The organism is [Limnothrix rosea] IAM M-220 (assembly GCF_001904615.1).
GTDB lineage: Bacteria > Cyanobacteriota > Cyanobacteriia > Cyanobacteriales > MRBY01 > MRBY01.
Genome location: NZ_MRBY01000021.1, coordinates 1 through 16,647 on the forward strand (window position 1 = coordinate 1; position 16,647 = coordinate 16,647).

Annotated in this window: 13 protein-coding genes; 4 read left to right on the top strand and 9 right to left on the bottom strand. The window is 46.7% G+C overall.

The annotated features are described in order from the left end of the window. Nucleotides 1-136: 136 nt before the first annotated feature. The 6 genes from NIES208_RS09795 to petH form a co-directional block, all read right to left on the bottom strand. The gene (locus tag NIES208_RS09795; RefSeq protein WP_225875287.1) at nucleotides 137-580 is read right to left on the bottom strand and encodes a hypothetical protein; all 444 of its coding nucleotides are present in this window, start codon (nucleotides 578-580) and stop codon (nucleotides 137-139) included. A 58-nt stretch (nucleotides 581-638) separates the two neighbouring features. Next, nucleotides 639-1,550 (bottom strand): oxidoreductase, encoded by a 912-nt coding sequence (locus tag NIES208_RS09800; protein WP_075892213.1) that lies wholly within the window; start codon nucleotides 1,548-1,550, stop codon nucleotides 639-641. 99 nt (nucleotides 1,551-1,649) lie between these two features. Beyond that, nucleotides 1,650-2,996: a UDP-N-acetylmuramoyl-L-alanine--D-glutamate ligase gene (gene murD / locus NIES208_RS09805; protein ID WP_075892215.1), complete on the bottom strand. Its 1,347-nt coding sequence runs from the start codon at nucleotides 2,994-2,996 to the stop codon at nucleotides 1,650-1,652. Nucleotides 2,997-3,054: 58 nt separating this feature from the next. Further along, nucleotides 3,055-3,810, bottom strand: coding sequence for a winged helix-turn-helix domain-containing protein (locus NIES208_RS09810; RefSeq protein ID WP_075892217.1), 756 nt, complete (start codon nucleotides 3,808-3,810; stop codon nucleotides 3,055-3,057). A 94-nt stretch (nucleotides 3,811-3,904) separates the two neighbouring features. Then, nucleotides 3,905-4,405, bottom strand: a complete 501-nt coding sequence (locus tag NIES208_RS09815) for a GAF domain-containing protein (RefSeq protein ID WP_235641367.1) — start codon at nucleotides 4,403-4,405, stop codon at nucleotides 3,905-3,907. A gap of 507 nt (nucleotides 4,406-4,912) precedes the next feature. After that, complete coding sequence (petH, locus tag NIES208_RS09820; RefSeq protein WP_075892219.1) at nucleotides 4,913-6,112, bottom strand: ferredoxin--NADP reductase; 1,200 nt, start codon at nucleotides 6,110-6,112, stop codon at nucleotides 4,913-4,915. Between the two features lie 709 nt (nucleotides 6,113-6,821). Between petH and NIES208_RS09825 the strand changes: the two genes are divergently transcribed. Further along, a complete protein-coding gene (locus NIES208_RS09825) occupies nucleotides 6,822-8,825 on the top strand; it encodes an NAD(P)H-quinone oxidoreductase subunit 5 (protein WP_075892221.1) in 2,004 nt (667 codons plus the stop codon). A gap of 177 nt (nucleotides 8,826-9,002) precedes the next feature. On the opposite strand, the gene NIES208_RS09830 is transcribed toward NIES208_RS09825, so the two are convergent. Further along, the gene (locus tag NIES208_RS09830) at nucleotides 9,003-10,112 is read right to left on the bottom strand and encodes a DUF389 domain-containing protein (RefSeq protein WP_075892223.1); all 1,110 of its coding nucleotides are present in this window, start codon (nucleotides 10,110-10,112) and stop codon (nucleotides 9,003-9,005) included. A 255-nt stretch (nucleotides 10,113-10,367) separates the two neighbouring features. Continuing rightward, a complete protein-coding gene (locus NIES208_RS09835; protein ID WP_075892225.1) occupies nucleotides 10,368-12,758 on the bottom strand; it encodes a caspase family protein in 2,391 nt (796 codons plus the stop codon). Between the two features lie 263 nt (nucleotides 12,759-13,021). Between NIES208_RS09835 and rpmF the strand changes: the two genes are divergently transcribed. From rpmF to NIES208_RS09850, 3 genes are all read left to right on the top strand, one after another. Continuing rightward, on the top strand, nucleotides 13,022-13,192 hold the full coding sequence (rpmF, locus tag NIES208_RS09840; RefSeq protein ID WP_075892227.1) for a 50S ribosomal protein L32: 171 nt from the start codon (nucleotides 13,022-13,024) through the stop codon (nucleotides 13,190-13,192). Nucleotides 13,193-13,359: 167 nt separating this feature from the next. Further along, nucleotides 13,360-14,415 carry a DUF1361 domain-containing protein gene (locus NIES208_RS09845; RefSeq protein WP_225875288.1) on the top strand — a complete coding sequence of 352 codons (1,056 nt, stop codon included), beginning with the start codon at nucleotides 13,360-13,362 and terminating at the stop codon, nucleotides 14,413-14,415. Between the two features lie 346 nt (nucleotides 14,416-14,761). Continuing rightward, nucleotides 14,762-15,436, top strand: coding sequence for a M23 family metallopeptidase (locus NIES208_RS09850; protein WP_075892231.1), 675 nt, complete (start codon nucleotides 14,762-14,764; stop codon nucleotides 15,434-15,436). 22 nt (nucleotides 15,437-15,458) lie between these two features. On the opposite strand, the gene nagA is transcribed toward NIES208_RS09850, so the two are convergent. Continuing rightward, nucleotides 15,459-16,640: an N-acetylglucosamine-6-phosphate deacetylase gene (gene nagA / locus NIES208_RS09855; protein WP_225875289.1), complete on the bottom strand. Its 1,182-nt coding sequence runs from the start codon at nucleotides 16,638-16,640 to the stop codon at nucleotides 15,459-15,461. Nucleotides 16,641-16,647: the final 7 nt, after the last annotated feature.

Genomic DNA, 16,647 nt, shown 5'->3' on the forward strand with positions numbered 1-16,647 from the left:
GCTCTTTTAGCTCTTCGTAATACATTGCTTTGTTTCTTCATTCCCCTAATTCCATTCTTTTCTATTTTATTCATGCAAGAGGTCTATTTAACGAAAAATGAATTAAGGCAAAAGTTTCAAACAGGCGATCGCCGACCTATTCTTCCGCGACTTGTTCTTCTTCTTGATCTTTTGGCAGGACGAGCAAAATACAAAAAATGCTGAGAATGATTAGCTCTGTGCCAATAAGTTGGTTTAAAACGGCACCGTCTTCGGGTTTCGAAATGAACTGCGATCGCCAAACGGTATAGGGCAAAATCTGTAAACAAAAAATACCGCCGAATAAAAGCCACACAGACCAAGCAACGCCGAACCACAGGGCGATCGCCGTACCGACATCAAAGATTAATAAAACAACATCCATAAATTGCCAAAGCAGTGGTGTTTCGAGCCATGGCGTACCTGTCCATCCGGCAATATTGCCGACATGGGCAAACCCACCATAGAGCAACACAAAGGCCACAATTCTGGCATAAGCCTTCGTCCATGATTGTTGGAGAGCGATTTTAAAAGCTTGATTGAAGTTGCTAAAAATGGTCATTCAGGTATAGAAAATTAGTTAAATCTATGGGTCAAAGTTTAGGCGATCGCCTGATGCATTAGACAACAAATTTTTTCCCTGTGAGTTTTTCCGATACTTGCCATAGTTTTGCGGCGACTTCTTGATCAAGGGCATGATCCGCTTTTTCAGCGCGACCGGGTTGGCCTGTCATTTCAGCAGTGCCTTGGGGGCCAAAATATTCACTCCCTTTTACATCAGGGGCGATCGCCGCCATCAGTGTCGGTAGAGCTGCTTGGTCTACTGGATGCGTAATAAATGGTGCAACGGTAATGCCCATAATCCAAACCAACCAGCCCGGCATATGGCGTGCTAATTCTGTTTGGGCAACACCGGGATGGGCTGCAACGGAAATCTTTTGTTTACCACTCGCCTCTAAACGTCGTTGCAATTCATCGGCAAACATCAAGCAGGCTAACTTGCTTTGACCGTAGGCTGCCGTAGCTGAATATTTTTGCTCGGATTGCAGATCGTCGAAATTAATTTTGCCAAATTTATGAGCGTTGCTGCTGAGGGAAACCACTCGCGATTCTGGCGTATCGGGCATCAGGTCAATGAGCAACTCCGTCAAGAGAAAATGCCCCAGATGATTCACGCCAATCTGACTTTCAAAGCCCTCTTCGGTTTTGGTGTAGGGCGGAAACATGATGCCTGCATTGTTAATCAGTAAATCCAAAGAATCATGGCGATCGCGGTATTCGCTGGCAAACTTTTTAACCGACTCTAGGCGACTCAAATCAAGATGCATCACTGTGACATCAGCATCTTTTACCTGCTCAAGAATTTTGGTTTTTGCCGCGTCTGCTTTTTCGAGATTACGGCAAGCTAAAATGACCGTCGCGCCAAGTTTTGCTAGGCCTAACGCTGTTTCAAAGCCTAATCCTGTATTCGCCCCGGTTACAATTGCTTTTTTTCCTGTTTGTTTGGGGGCATTTTCTAGACTGAAACTCATATACCGTGATCTCGCTGCGCTAAATATTACTTCATAAAATTGTGCCGCAAGATAAAAGATTGTGCCGAAGAAAAAGGCGATCGCCACCGGTTTTGATGTTTAGGAAAGATTTTCGCAGAGGGAACGGAAATGTTCGCCGCGCTCTTCAAAGCTACTGTATTGGTCAAAACTGGCACAGGCAGGAGACAATAAAACAACTTTAGGCTTGAGTTCGGGGATCAGCTCCACACTGCGGGCGATCGCCTGATCCATCGTTTCCAAAATTTCATACTGTTCAAAACCCTGTTCGGAGAACATTGCCCCAAACTTTTCGGCGGCATCCCCGATTAATAAAGCTTTGATGGCCTTTGCCTTAATTTGTTTAATCCATTGGGTCCCATCCCCTTCCTTGGGATCGCCTCCTGCAATGAGAATCGCTGGTGCGTTCACCGCTGTTAAACCCACCTCTGCCGCATCATAGTTTGTCGCTTTACTGTCATTAATGAATTGCACACCCTGATAATTACGGATGAGTTCGAGACGGTGGGGCACACCGGGAAATGTGGCAATGGCTTCGGTAATTGCACTTTTTTCAATGCCTGCTAACCTTGCGGCGGCGATCGCCAACAGTAGGTTTTGGAGATTATGGTCGCCCACCATTTTCAGTAACGACACAGGCATAATTAGTTCACCAAAAGCCTTCACCCAAGCGTCTTCAATCACGACCCCTTTGGATTTATCGCAGGGTAAATCCGCCTCACCCTTAACAGAAGTCCAATAGGCATCCGGCCACTGATCAACTTGGGAACGCAAAAAAGGATCATTGCCATTTAAAACTTGACGGCGGCTACGCTTAAGTAAAGAAGCCTTGATGTTGTAATAATTTTCGAGGGTTTTGTGGCGTGCTAAATGGTCTGGCGTAAAGGTCGTCCAGATGCCAATGCGAGGCTGCAAAGTTTGGGACGACTCGATTTGATAACTGCTCACTTCGGCGATCGCCCATTCCGGTGGTTGTTCGCGTAACGCCAATTCACAAGCAGCATTGCCAATATTGCCGCAGGCTGGTGCGTCTAATCCTGCTGTTTTAAAAATTGCCGCCACGAGAGCCGTAGTTGTCGTTTTCCCATTTGTACCCGTAATGCCCACCCAAGGAATATCTTTCAGCGATCGCCATGCCAGCTCCATCTCGCCGATCGTATCGACCTGATGCTGCCGAGCCATTTGCAAAAATGGGATATCCCAAGGCACACCGGGACTCGCTACAACTAGATCCGGCTGATCAACGGCTAAATCTGGATTGTGACCAAGTTTAACTGTGATGCCGAGGGGAGCTAATGCGTCGCGCACCTGTTCAAGGGCAGGTTTATTTTGGCGATCGCCGAGCACCACATCCCAACCCTGATGTTTGAGTAACTTGGCCGCAGCAATACCAGAACGACCCACACCAATCACTAAAGCCTGACCCATACCCTTACCGAACAGAGAATAAATATCGCTGATTGTATCGGATTATGGAGCCATCACCCTAGCCAAACCGATAGCCAAAGCCCCGCACAGTAATCAAATATTCCGGTTGACTAGGATCAACTTCGAGCTTTTCCCGGAGCCAACGGATATGCACATCGACTGTTTTTGTATCACCAAGAAAATCTGCCCCCCACACTTGATCAATCAGCTGATCCCGTGACCAAACCCGGCGAGGATAGCCCATAAACAGCTCCAGCAATTTATATTCCTTGGGCGATAAATTCGCTTCCTCACCCCGCACCACCACGCGGCATTCCTCCGGAAATAAAGAAATATCCTTAAACTGACGTACCGTTTGCTGAGGCGTGCTTTTAATAAATTGCTGGCGACGCAACAATGCCCGACAACGCGCCACCAATTCCCGCAAACTAAATGGCTTCGTTAAATAATCATCCGCACCAACTTCTAAGCCCAAAACCCGATCCGTTTCACTGGCTTTCGCACTCAAAATCAAAATAGGAATCGTATTACCCTGATACCGCAAAAAACGACATAAATCGAGGCCGTTAACCTGCGGCAGCATAATATCAAGAATCAACAGATCCAAAGGCATATCCGGCGCATTAAACTCCGGATTTTGCAGCATATTAAGCGCGGTTCGACCATTATCGGCAAAGAAAACTTCATAGCCTTCCTCTTGCAATCCCATGACAATCATGTCGCGGATTACTTCCTCGTCCTCAACCACTAAAATTCGTGCTTTGGTTGATAGCTCAGCATCTAAAGTGTTTGACATCAAATCAAGGGAAAGCATAGTTTTTTTTAATGTATGACTTTACGCAAACATATACACCAAAAGGTATAAATTTGGCTAGGGGAAAATAATTTATTCTTCGCGCTTCTTCGTCTCAAAATGAACGCTCAGCTAAAACAGGAGCCTGTTCGAGGCGGCGAGCTTGGGTCAACATTGCTTGGCGATCGCCCGCAGTCCAATGGCGAGGTTCACAATGGTGGGCAATTAATAGGCCCCAAAGGCGATCGTGGACAATGACCGGAATTACAAGGTTTGCACGCACCTGAATAGATCGCAAAAAATTGAGGTGACATTCTTCATAGCCAATGCACTCAATATCATCTACCTGAGAAATACGGCCCTCCAGATAAAGCTGCGCATAGGCACCATTAAAACAATCATCCGCACCGGTCGAACCCAAAATAGAGTACTGGAGGTGACTGAGGGATTCGGCGATAACCTGTCCCTTCCACTCACGATAAAAATAATATAAAACAACGCGATTAACCGCTAACTGTTGTTGCAGCTCATTAATTACATCCTGCAATAATCGGTTACGGGCAAGGGTTTTGTTCAAGCGCTCATTGACACGATTCAAACTGCGGTCAAACATCATAATTGAGATATATGGGAGGGCATCGGCAAATTTATCGACAAGATACGACTAAAGCACATAAGACATTAACCTCAACGCCTCAACCGATCTATGTGGTGACTCAATCTATGTGGTGGCTCAATGAATAATTAATGAGTCATAGGTCATCAAAATTAATTCATTAAACGAATTTATTAAACGCTAACACTATCTCTATGGCCAAGAATATCATCAACACTATCTGGATTCCAAAAGATATCATTGAAGCTCACTGAAACTATATCTCACTTATCGAAATTTCAACTTAAGCTTGTCTGGAACTTTTCTCGCCATAACCAATAATCTTTAGTTCAGGAAATACGGTAAAAATATCGGAACTTGAGATGCCATTAGCCAAAAAAAAGGCTAGCGATCGCCGAAACGATCTTAGCCTTTACCTTGCTCAAAGGGAGAGCGCTGATGAATTGAGATAGTCTGTCTAGCAAAAAAGCGACTAACTCATAGCGTTTAACCGGGCAGGGCGATCGCCTAGTAAACCTCTACATGCCAACGGTGCTCCTTCTTCATTGCTTTCTTCATCTCTTCCCAGTCCATACCACGCTTTTCCGCTTCCGTAGTAAAAGTATCAGAAATAGGAGGCTCCATGCCCTTCAGACCACACATATAAACATGGGTATTAGGCTTCTGGATAAGTTCAAACAACTCATCTGCATACTCACTCACACGGCTTTGAACATACATCTTGCCGCCTTCTGCCGTCTTTTGCTCACGACTAATCGCGTAGGTTAGTTTGAAATTATCGGGATAATCTGCAGCCATCTTCTCAAAATCATCTTTGTAGAGAATATTGGCAGTGTAAGGAACACCAAAGATTAACCAAGCCTTGCCACGGAACTTATAGTCCTCATGCTGCTCCTTAAACATACGCCACAAGAAAGCACGGAAAGGTGCAATACCTGTACCCGTTGCAAGCATGACAATCGTTGCCTCTTCATCATCAGGCAAGAGCATTTCTTTACCGACAGGACCTGTGATACTTACTTCGTCGTCGCCAACGGGTAAGTTACAAAGGTAGGTAGAACAAACCCCCTGTACCTGTTCACCAGTTTCAGGATCTTCATACTCTAGCTGGCGCACACAAAGGGAGACCGTTTTGTTATCTTCCTTGTCACCATGGCGAGTAGAAGCGATGGAGTAAAGTCTTAATTTGTGAGGCTTACCGCGGCTTTCATCAATGCCGGGGGGAATAATACCAATACTTTGACCTTCGAGATAGCGTAGATCGCCTTCTGAGATATCAAAGGTAACGTGGCGAACAGTACCACTACCGCCTTCACTAACGAGTTCGTAGTTCTCGATGCATTTACCAATAAACGGTGTTTTCGGGCGGTAAATATTAACGGGGATGGTTTCGTCTGTTGTTTTAGGGTGAATGATCATAGAGGGTTGATATGCTTTTGCTGTTTGCAGAGAATCAATCCCATTCGCTTCAACACCTTCAGTTCCGGCTGGGCGGATACTGACGATTTTGCCTCCCATTTTGATGATGCGGTTCATCTCTTGGCTCATTCTGGAATAGGGAACAGTAAAAAACACACTGCCGCTTTTCCGAACCAGGGAATTTTCGTTGCAACCATCGCCGCCTAGCCCTACTACTTCGTAAATAAATTTACGGTTTGCGTAGGATTTTGTTCCGGCGGAGTTTGCTGTGCTTGTCATACCGTACATATATGTGCAGTTTCCCAATGTCTTTGATTTATCAGCTTTTCTAACTCTTTAGGAGTTACTAATCGACTTTATTTTTCGATTATTGCCTGTTATAGAGTCAAGATTATAAATGCTTTATAGTCTTTAGACTATCATTGCGCGGTTCACGCTTAAATGAGCCTTTGGATGGGCATCTATTTTGGCTGAGGTGTGATTTTCTTAGACTTTGGTTGTTTGACAAGTTTATGTGTTCACGTCAGTAGCTCTAGGCAACTTGGGTGAGTGTTGAATGGTGAATCTAAGGGAGACTTCATGCTAAAAAGCTTTTTTTAATTGTTTTGTTACTTTTGTGTCAGTCTGGGGCGAAATTTCGAGATTTGTTGCTGGTTTTCTCTGGATTTAAGGTTTTCTAAAGGTTCCCCTCGTCCTGATTTTGGGCGATCGCCTCCTTGACTTTCAACAGCAATCAAAAATATTAATAGTTCTGAAGCCGAAATTTTTGTCAGAAATGAGTCCCTGTCTCTGGTGGCTTGAATTCCTTGGGGGATATGTCACAATGAGGGGCAAACTTTACATCCATCGATGTTCGCTGCTCTTCTCTTGGTTTGCAGCGGTGACGGACAGATTTTTAGGCAGGGCTTCGGATTTTGAAGTGCAATCTAGGATGAAGTCTGGTCACAGGGCATGGATGGCTGTGAACTTGTAGAAGTCAAAATCCTAGGCATTCGTAATGGAACCGCTCTATCAATATGCGTGGCTAATTCCGGTGCTCCCTCTGCTTGGAGCCATGATCATCGGGATTGGACTTATCTCATTTAATAAATTTACAAATAATCTGCGGCAGATTAACGCTGTACTGATCCTGAGTTTGATTGGTGCGTCCATGACGATGTCGCTGGGTCTCCTCTGGAGTCAGTGGCAGGGTCACGAGGCATTTACCTACACTCTTGAATGGGCTGCGGCTGGTGATTTTCAGCTCCGGATGGGCTACACGGTAGACCATTTGAGTGCGTTGATGTCAGTCATCGTCACGACGGTGGCGCTGTTGGTGATGATTTACACCGATGGCTATATGGCTCATGATGCTGGGTATGTCCGGTTTTATGCGTATCTCAGTATTTTTAGTTCGTCTATGCTGGGGCTTGTTTTTAGTCCAAACCTTGTACAGGTCTATATTTTCTGGGAATTGGTGGGAATGTGTTCCTACCTATTGATCGGCTTCTGGTACGACCGTAAGGCGGCGGCTGATGCTTGTCAGAAAGCGTTTGTGGTGAACCGTGTTGGTGACTTTGGGTTGCTGCTCGGTATGCTTGGTCTTTATTGGGCGACGGGGAGTTTTGAGTTTAATGTGGTCGGCGATCGCCTCGTGGAGCTTGTTTCTAGCGGTGCGATTAGCAGTACCCTTGCCATTGTTTTTGCCGTCCTTGTTTTCCTCGGCCCCGTCGCCAAGTCTGCACAGTTTCCGCTACATGTGTGGCTGCCTGACGCGATGGAAGGCCCAACGCCGATTTCTGCCCTCATTCATGCTGCAACCATGGTTGCTGCGGGTGTTTTCCTTATCGCACGGATGTACCCCGTATTTGAGCCGATCCCTGAGGCGATGAATGTCATTGCCTGGACTGGGGCGACCACGGCCTTTGTGGGAGCGAGTATCGCGATGACCCAAAACGACATTAAAAAAGGTCTGGCCTATTCCACCATGTCCCAACTGGGCTACATGGTAATGGCCATGGGCATCGGTGCTTATACTGCTGGTCTATTTCACCTCATGACCCATGCTTACTTTAAAGCGATGTTGTTCTTGGGGTCTGGCTCGGTGATTCACGGTATGGAAGAGGTGGTTGGCCATGACGCAGTTCTCGCCCAAGATATGCGCCTAATGGGTGGTTTGCGTAAATATATGCCGATTACTTCTGCGACGTTTTTGATTGGTACTTTAGCGATCTGTGGTATTCCACCTTTTGCTGGATTCTGGTCTAAGGATGAAATTCTCGGTTTAGCCTTTGAGGCGAATCCCGCATTGTGGCTAATTGGCTGGGCAACGGCTGGTTTGACTGCTTTTTATATGTTCCGCATGTACTTTATGACCTTTGAGGGGGAATTTCGTGGTACTGATGAAAAGCTTCAAGGTGAATTATTAGCGGCTGCTGGCAAGGAAGCGAAGGGTGATGATCACCATGGCTCTAAGCCCCATGAGTCGCCGCTAACGATGACCTTCCCGCTGATGGCTTTGGCTGTTCCTTCGACTCTCATTGGTTTGTTGGGAATGCCTTGGGCAAATCGTTTTGAGAGCTTTGTGTTTTCTCCCAATGAAGTGGCTGAGGCTGCGGAACATGCTGAGCATTTCAACTTAACTGAATTCCTGATTATGGGTGGTAATTCGGTTGGTATTGCGCTGATTGGCATTACGATTGCGTCGTTGATGTACCTCCAGAAGAAAGTCAATGCTGGGGCGATCGCCGCCAAAATTCCGGCATTGTATCGTTTATCTTTGAATAAGTGGTACATCGACGAGATTTACAACAATGTATTCGTCATGGGAACCCGCCGTATTGCTCGCCAGATTTTGGAGGTTGACTACCGTGTTGTTGACGGTGCGGTGAACCTAACTGGTATTGCAACACTCCTCAGTGGTGAAGGTCTGAAATACTTCGAGAGTGGACGAGTGCAGTTCTATGCCCTCGTAGTTTTTGGTGCACTCCTCGGCTTTGTTGTTGTCTTTAGTGTGGCTTAAAAGTCGGCTAGGGATTTGAGTGATTTTAGATGATTTTGGTAGGGGTTGAACAAATTCAGCCCCCACTATCAGAAGAACTTCGCAGTATGCCGACCATAGGTGAAAGCTTGGTTGGTGTTGCTGGGAGAGGATGTCGATTGAAAGGGTTCTCCGCTGCGTTTTGTAGGGGAGAATTTTTTATGGGAATGAGGGATTGCTTGAAGGTTGTTCCTGCATAATGGGCAAATCTAAATTTTGGAGATCAAGATCATCAGATTTGACTTCTTGGATCGGACTTACCCGAAAAATAACTTTGAAATTTCGTTTGGTACGCTTACGTAAAAATGCTTCGACGAGGAGAGCTTGTTTTGGGGTAATTTCTTTTTTTGCCTGTAAGTCAACGTAGATAATCGGCGGTGAGTCTGTCCAATCCACTCGTATTCTGACATTGCTGACATCTTCGCCAACCGTGACGGTTTGGGTGGTGAGCTGAGCGGTGATATCGCGCTGTAAATGCAGTTGTTGTACTAGTTCGACAAAACGAGCGCCAAGGGGCACAAATAAAACCATTGTGAGGGCGATCGCCCAGCCGAGAGTATAATTTGCTTCGGCATAACCCACGATAATGTAGACCACCATACAGGCAAGGGTAATACCAAGGAGGTTGGTTAGGTAAAGCAAAAATGCGCCCCTTGCAAAATTAAAAAATCCTTGGGATAAAGACAAGCCTACAACACATAAAGGTGGCATCAATGCGACGGCGATCGCCGTTCCCGCTAGAGCATCATTAATGCCCCGCCTAACCTTGGCAAAACCGCTAATTCCCCCGGCGGAGACAGCGATCCCTAGATCGATCAAATTCGGTTGGGTGCGTGCTACCAGCTCCGAGCCAAAATCTGGAATGCCCACAATGATTCCCGTCATCCAGGACAGCACTAACGAGAGTAATGTCGCTCCCGTGATGGAATATAGGGATCGCCAAAATAGCTGGAGTTCCCCCTCAAGGGCAGCAAAGGCCAGTCCTCGCAATGGCAACATCAAAGGCGCAACCAACATCGCACCGATAATCACCGCCGTACTATTACTAATCAACCCGAAGGTGGCGATCATACAAGAGCTGATCGTCAGCACAATAAAATTTAGTCGCCAACTGGCTTCCACTAAAAGCTGTCGATAAAGACGGCGGGTTTTGCGGCCTGTGACCGGACGGGGAATAAACCACTCCACCAGATCAATAAACTGCAGCCACCGCTCTATTGTGCGACCAAAACTCGGCGATCGCCGACGCAGTAAACGTTTGTACCACATAGGTTTTAAACGACTTGTTAGGGCTTTCTGATTTTAGTCGAACTAACCTTAAAACAGTGATTTCCCTTGTTGGCCTGAGTTTGAGTCGGGTCGGGAAGGGTGACGCAGTGAGAGAGGGACAGGGTGATGGGAAAAACAGAGAAAGTAATTTGCCCAACACAAAGATATGAATCAGTCTCTCTACCTCCCCATGTCTCCGCGTCTCCGTGTCCCCAAGCCTGCTTTTCTCCCAGAGTTTTAGGCTTGCCCGTAACCCTAACGGACTCCTTTATTCCAGCGGGCGATCGCCCCCATGGCCGAGCTATGGGATGGACTATCTGCCGGGACTAATTTTGCCGTTTGAACAGCGAGCTTATATTTCCCTTGGGCAGCACGGGAATTTGCTAATAGATAAATAGTGCGGCTCCACTGATCTTGGAGAACACGGGCTTCGGCAAAGGCTGGTTCGTTAGGCTTAATGGTTTTGAGGATATTAATGCCGCGACTGTAGGAAGAGGCTTGGTTCGGAATAATTTCCTCTTTGGCATTGGCGATAATTTGGCGATTTTTCTGGGCTGCGGCCAGCTGCGGTTCCCATTTTTTGATGGAATTTTGGGCAAGGCCATAAACCTGGGGCACATCAGACGGTACAAGGCGAGCAGCGGCGATCGCCCCGGCAATGTCCCCTTTCATAGCTCTGGCTTCGGCAATGTCTAAGATCACACGACTCCAGCGATTAATTTGGGTGCGAGCTTCATTATAAAGGGGAGTTCCGGGCTTAATGGTGCGGGCAGCGGCGATCGCCTGATTAAAGCTCGAAGCCTGACTAGATCGCAGTACCTGACTTGCCTCCGTCAAAATACTCTCATTTTGAGTTTGTAGCTCAGCCCCATTCGGAACAATGACGCTAGTCCCAACCGAGGGCATAGCTGGCGCAGTTCCTCGGTTACCCCTGTTGTTGCCCGCTGCCGGTGCAGTAGAGCCATTGCCACTACCCATGCCAGCATCAGCTACCGATGGACTAGTCGCACCATTGCTTTGACCATTAGCAGCCGCGGTCGCCGCCGTTGAATTACCCTCACCCGCTGCGTTGCCAGAGGCATTGTCTATATTGCCAGAAATACCATTATTGCCAGCCGTTGTGTTCCCCGCAGCACCATTAGGAGTATTACTGCCGTTGCCCGCATCGGTATTGCCAGCTTCTGCATTGTCAGAGTCTGTGCCCGTTGGATTTGCCGTTATCGGTAGTGCTGGATTCCCCGTCCCCGCAATGGTGGCATCGTTACCCGTCGAATGCTCACCAACATTGCCCGGCTCAGTTTCCGAGCCATCAACTGTCGCGGGAGAACTGCCATCCCTAGGGCTACCGTCAGGATTTGTGGCCGATGGATCACTTGCTTCGCCTCCACCAGAGTCCGTGGCCTCAGTTTGCCAGAACGCAAAATTAAAGTCTTCCCCTTTAAAGGCCTGCCACCCCAATGCTCCGAGGAGGAGCAACAGCAGTAACAGTAACCACTGCCAACTGGCTAAATACCAAGGCTGCTTATCTTTGTCCTTCCCAGAGGATTGCCCAAAACCTGTGGGCATCATAGCCGGTTCAGTCGGATCGATATCAGAGGCTTCTTCATCTACAAATATCGCTTCCTCGTCAATGGGAGCTACATCAAAATCGTGGATTGCGAGGTCATCTCCATCGCTAGAGTAGGGATAATCAACCAAGTCATCAATAACGACTTCGGCGGGTTGATCGGTGGGTAATGGCTCAGTGTCATCGTTAGCGCCCATCTTGATATGGCTAGAATGACCGTGACCATTAGTAAAAGGTGGTTCTGTTTCTTTGCCATTCGCGTACTCAGCTAAACTTGCACCAATGGGAATGGCTGTTTGCCAATGAATTTTTGATGTTTCACCCGTGGGTAAAATTAATTCGCGGCTAGCGGCAAGGGAGGGGATGACCATCATGGGCGTTTGAACCGGTCGCCAGTGATGTTCGCTTAGCTCTTGGAGGCGATCGCCCAAATACCGATTGAGTAGATCAAGAGTGAGGTCACTGCGGTGATAGCGGAGTGCCTCTAGTACCGATGCGGTAAACATACCGTGGCCGAGTGCCGCCGTTTCATGGGAAAACTCCTCTGGTTTACAAGAAAGAATCGCCGCAATTCCCATTTGTCCAGCAAGATCTAAAGTTTGTTCCCCCACCTCACCATTGCCGACGACGGCTGTAGAACGATTCATATCAAGCAGGGCAATAATTTTGCCTGCCCCTTGCTGCCGTAAAGCATTAAAAACTTTGCTAATGGGAATGCCCGTTGCTGCCGGATTATCGAGCTGGGCATCGATGGGCAATAAATAATCCTCGCCTAGGTGCTGAACGGCGTAGCCGCTAAAGACAAACCACAAAATCGAAGAGCCACTGCGGTTGGTTGTGGAGCCATGCTTACTAAAGCCCCTCTCGATCCAATCCAATAAATTCTTTCTAGTGGGATATGTCGGCTCTTCGTTAACCCATGGAGAATTATCGGTGAATGTCAGGGTTTGACAGGAGCTAATCCGTGCCTCTTCACAAAAAAACCGCTCTAAATCCTCAATATCTGCTTGCGCATAGGAAAGTGGTTGCACATGTTGGTAACTATTTATACCAATGCCGATGAAGTTGTAGTTTGTCATGGTCCTAGAGAATTTAGAGGCGATGGTGTTATCCCCATTTGTCGCTAAGTATAGCAACCTCCTTTCGTTCTGTTCTGGCGATCGCAACCACTGTTTACGCAATTGATTTGAATTCCCCTAGATTTAAGATGCTGACGAAATTAACTGGGATATTTTGGGAGTCAATGGGTTAATAGTTTGTACGAAAATTGTCTGAGGGGGTTACGCTTTGAGGATTAAGACTTTATAATTGAAATTCTGTAAAAAATCGTACATATAGTACTATGGCAGCTCCTAAAAAGAAAACCTCTAAGACAAAGCGCGATCAACGTCGTGCCCACTGGAATCGTAAGGCTACCCTCGCCGCACAGAAAGCCCTTTCCCAAGGCAAGTCTGTCCTCACTGGTCGCTCTACTTTCGTTTATCCCACCCCTGAAGATGACGACGAAGAGTAAAAGTAAATTCCGTTTTATTTTTAATCCTTTATCTCTTATTCAAAATTTATATATTTATCCATTACGGTAGGCCTTGCTCAATGCCTACCTTTTTTATTGATGAATCAACCCTAGGCCGTAGTTTTTGTCAGGCCAAGATGTCTCGGCAATAGAGCGCTAATTTTTTAGTGTTTTCAGAAGCCTTGGGGGTGAAGTCTGTGCTGATGCTCTGCCAACTCTCAGGGTTGCGACCTACAGTGGAGAAATATGTCGTATTTTTCTGGGCAACAATGGCTACGGTTAAGTCTTTTTTGTTTGCAATCTACGCTGCATTGAATAATGTCTATAGCGGCTGGATTTTATGGAATTTGTTTTTGGCTTTTTTGCCGTTATTGATGAGTGTTGTTTTATTCCGGCGGCAAACTTTAACGGGAATAAAATTTTTCGGGGCTTGTTTTGGCTTAGGACTCATTGGCATTGTCGGCACGCAGCTCCGTACGCCGTGGGTGATTGAACGCGTTTTAAATAAGGTGGATGGGGCGATCGCCAACAATCCGGCAATGTTATTAAATGCGCTGTGGTTTGCCGCGATTGTCGTGTTTACCTTGGGGATGAGCTTTTGGCTCTTTCGTAAAGAAAAGACCCTAAAGTCGATATTGTGGTGGCTCTGTTTTGTGACGTTTATTTGTTTTTTGCCGAATGCGCCCTATGTGCTGACGGATATTATTCATCTGATTCGCGGGACGAGTTCTGGGCAAATTCCGACTTGGGTTGTGGCTTTGGTTTTTATTCCGCTCCATGTGACGGCGATCGCCCTTGCTTTTGAGGCCTATGTTTTATCGATTTTGAATCTGGACTATTATTTGCGGGAGCGGGCGGGACAGCGCTGGATTTTGCCGACGGAGTTAATTATTCATTTGTTGAGTGCTATCGGTATTTACCTTGGTCGATTTATGCGGTTTAACAGTTGGGATTTAGTTGTTGATCCTAGTAGTGTGGTCGTGAGTACGCTCAATACTTTGACATCAAGACGACCTTTGGCAGTTATTGGGGTAACTTTCATTATTTTGACGGTGCTGTATTGGGTGATGAAGCAGGTGACGTTAGGATTACGGCTGCGGATTTATTTGGCAAAACAGGGTATTGATGTCTTTGATTTACCCGAGCAGCTCAGCGTTAAGTCTTCGGCATCTACGACTCCAGCAATGCCATTGACATCGAATATGACGAATAAATCACCTTGAGTTTCAGTGGCGATCGCCCAATGGGTCTGCTATGCTTCCGCCGACCAATAATCATGATCTCGGAACAAAAGTCATGGCGATCGCTGTCTGAAGAAAAAATTAAATGAGACATTTCATAATCATTCTTCGGTCAGAATACCCAATAATTTTAGAGGCTCTACAAATGCAATCTTGAATCGCTTATAAAATCAAGGTTTTAGTTTACCCATTTGTCACTCTCACTTTTTAAATTGGTATAAATAACGTGACTCATTACTCATTCTGGCGCGAAGCCACTACAATAAATGGTCAAATTGGATTGTTTTCTCAAACCACGGTATGTCGCTTTTTTGAAATTTAGACACTTATGCTAAATCAACGTTCATTCCTTCTCTGGCAGCGTCATTGGCTCAAATCTATTGTTTTCGGCGTTGTCACTTTTGCATTAGTACTTGGCCTTAATACAGTGCCCCACCGTGTCACTGCTCCCGCGGCGATCGCCGGCGAATCCCTACAAGCGACAAATACAGCGACAAATACATGGCGACAAGCCTCATTTCCCGTCGAAAATTTCCAAAGGTATACTTCCGGGTTTGGCTATCGCAGCTCCCCTGTAACAGGGCAAAGACAATTTCACCGTGGTATTGACATTGCTGCACCTTTAGGAAGCTATATCCGTAACTGGTGGGGCGGCAAGGTTACAAAACTCTCTGACAACACCGCCTGCGGCACAATGATTTGGGTCAAGTCTGGGGAGTGGGAGCATATTTATTGTCACCTCAGTGGCTATGTCGCCACCTCAGAGCAAGGCACTTATCTGATGGATCGCAATGGCGGTATCCAGTTGTGGTTAGGGCAGGAAATTCCCGCTGGTACGCGCATCGGTCGGATCGGCATGACGGGTCGGACAACGGGGCCACACCTCCACTGGGGTCTGAAATATTCGGGACAGTACGTTGATCCCGCCCTCGTTTTACGGGCAATGTACAATCAGAGCACTGCTTCGATCGATAATCTAGATAGTCTAGTGCGACCAACTTAAGGACAATTAAAATTTAATTCACTTAAATTCGGGAGAAAGAAATTTCTCCTTTTTTTTGTGTCCAACGTAAAAGATTGACGGGTTGACCTGTTGTGAGGGTGGCCATCTTTAGGGCTTTGCGTGGGGCAGTGGTAGCTAGGGCGATCGCCGTTTCGAGATCGCAAATTTGCCATTTCACCAGATTTTTCACCCCCTCAAAGAGCGGCAATGTTGTTCCGGATAAAGTGCCGTTGTCTAAACGAGCGGTTCCTTTGGTTACAGTAATTTGGCGATCGTCCCAAGGATAAACCCCATCCGGTAAACCGATAGGAGCTAAAGCGTCACTGACCAGAAATGCGCCTTTTTCAAATTGCGCCGCCCGTAGAAAAACTTCTAACATTGTGCGATTGACGTGCTGACCATCGGCAATAAACCCACAATAAACTTCTGGATACACCATTGCCGCACCGAGCATTCCAGCTTCGCGGTGGTGCAAACTGGGCATGGCGTTAAAAGCGTGGGTGACCATTGACGCACCATAGGCAAAGGCTTTATTGGCTTGATCTTCAGTGGCGAGGGAATGCCCTAAACTGACCACAATATCTTGAGAATGGAGATATTCAACGCACCCATTGCTGGGATCAAGTTCTGGTGCGAGGGTCATAATTTTGATGAGAGGGGCAAAATCACCAATAACCGCTTTCAGTTTTTCGAGGGTTAATGGCTGCAAATGTTGTTTTGGGTGAGCGCCGCGTTTTTCGTAATTTAGGAAAGGTCCCTCTAGATGAATGCCTAAAACTTGTGCTGTATTCGGTTGGGGATTTGCCCAAAGCTCTGCAAAAACCGAGAGCGATCGCCGAATATTTTCGAGGGAAGTGGTGACAATGGTCGGACAGAAACCATCAACGCCTTGCTCCCAAAGATAATCACAAATTTCTGTTAATTTCGGCAAATCATCACGGGTCACTTCTGGAAAAGCCAGACCTAATCCCCCATTAATCTGTAAATCTAGACCGCCGAGGGACAGCCAATCCCCACCTAAATCTTGAATATTTTCTTGGAATTCTGGCAGAATGGGCACAGTAATCGGCTGCATGTGAGTGAGGCAAGAATTTTCGTCTAAGCGCAGCCAGTATTTATCCTCAAATCCCACCATACGGGCATTAATCAGCGTTTGTGCAATATTCTTGCTTTGTTTATGATGGGTAGTCGGTGAAACGTACACGAGCAAA

Coding starts and splice junctions, on each gene's coding strand:
- NIES208_RS09795 (WP_225875287.1), bottom strand. CDS start 580: ATGACCATTTTTAGCAACTTCAATCAAGCTTTTAAAATCGCTCTCCAA.
- NIES208_RS09800 (WP_075892213.1), bottom strand. CDS start 1,550: ATGAGTTTCAGTCTAGAAAATGCCCCCAAACAAACAGGAAAAAAAGCA.
- murD (WP_075892215.1), bottom strand. CDS start 2,996: ATGGGTCAGGCTTTAGTGATTGGTGTGGGTCGTTCTGGTATTGCTGCG.
- NIES208_RS09810 (WP_075892217.1), bottom strand. CDS start 3,810: ATGCTTTCCCTTGATTTGATGTCAAACACTTTAGATGCTGAGCTATCA.
- NIES208_RS09815 (WP_235641367.1), bottom strand. CDS start 4,405: ATGATGTTTGACCGCAGTTTGAATCGTGTCAATGAGCGCTTGAACAAA.
- petH (WP_075892219.1), bottom strand. CDS start 6,112: ATGTACGGTATGACAAGCACAGCAAACTCCGCCGGAACAAAATCCTAC.
- NIES208_RS09825 (WP_075892221.1), top strand. CDS start 6,822: ATGGAACCGCTCTATCAATATGCGTGGCTAATTCCGGTGCTCCCTCTG.
- NIES208_RS09830 (WP_075892223.1), bottom strand. CDS start 10,112: ATGTGGTACAAACGTTTACTGCGTCGGCGATCGCCGAGTTTTGGTCGC.
- NIES208_RS09835 (WP_075892225.1), bottom strand. CDS start 12,758: ATGACAAACTACAACTTCATCGGCATTGGTATAAATAGTTACCAACAT.
- rpmF (WP_075892227.1), top strand. CDS start 13,022: ATGGCAGCTCCTAAAAAGAAAACCTCTAAGACAAAGCGCGATCAACGT.
- NIES208_RS09850 (WP_075892231.1), top strand. CDS start 14,762: ATGCTAAATCAACGTTCATTCCTTCTCTGGCAGCGTCATTGGCTCAAA.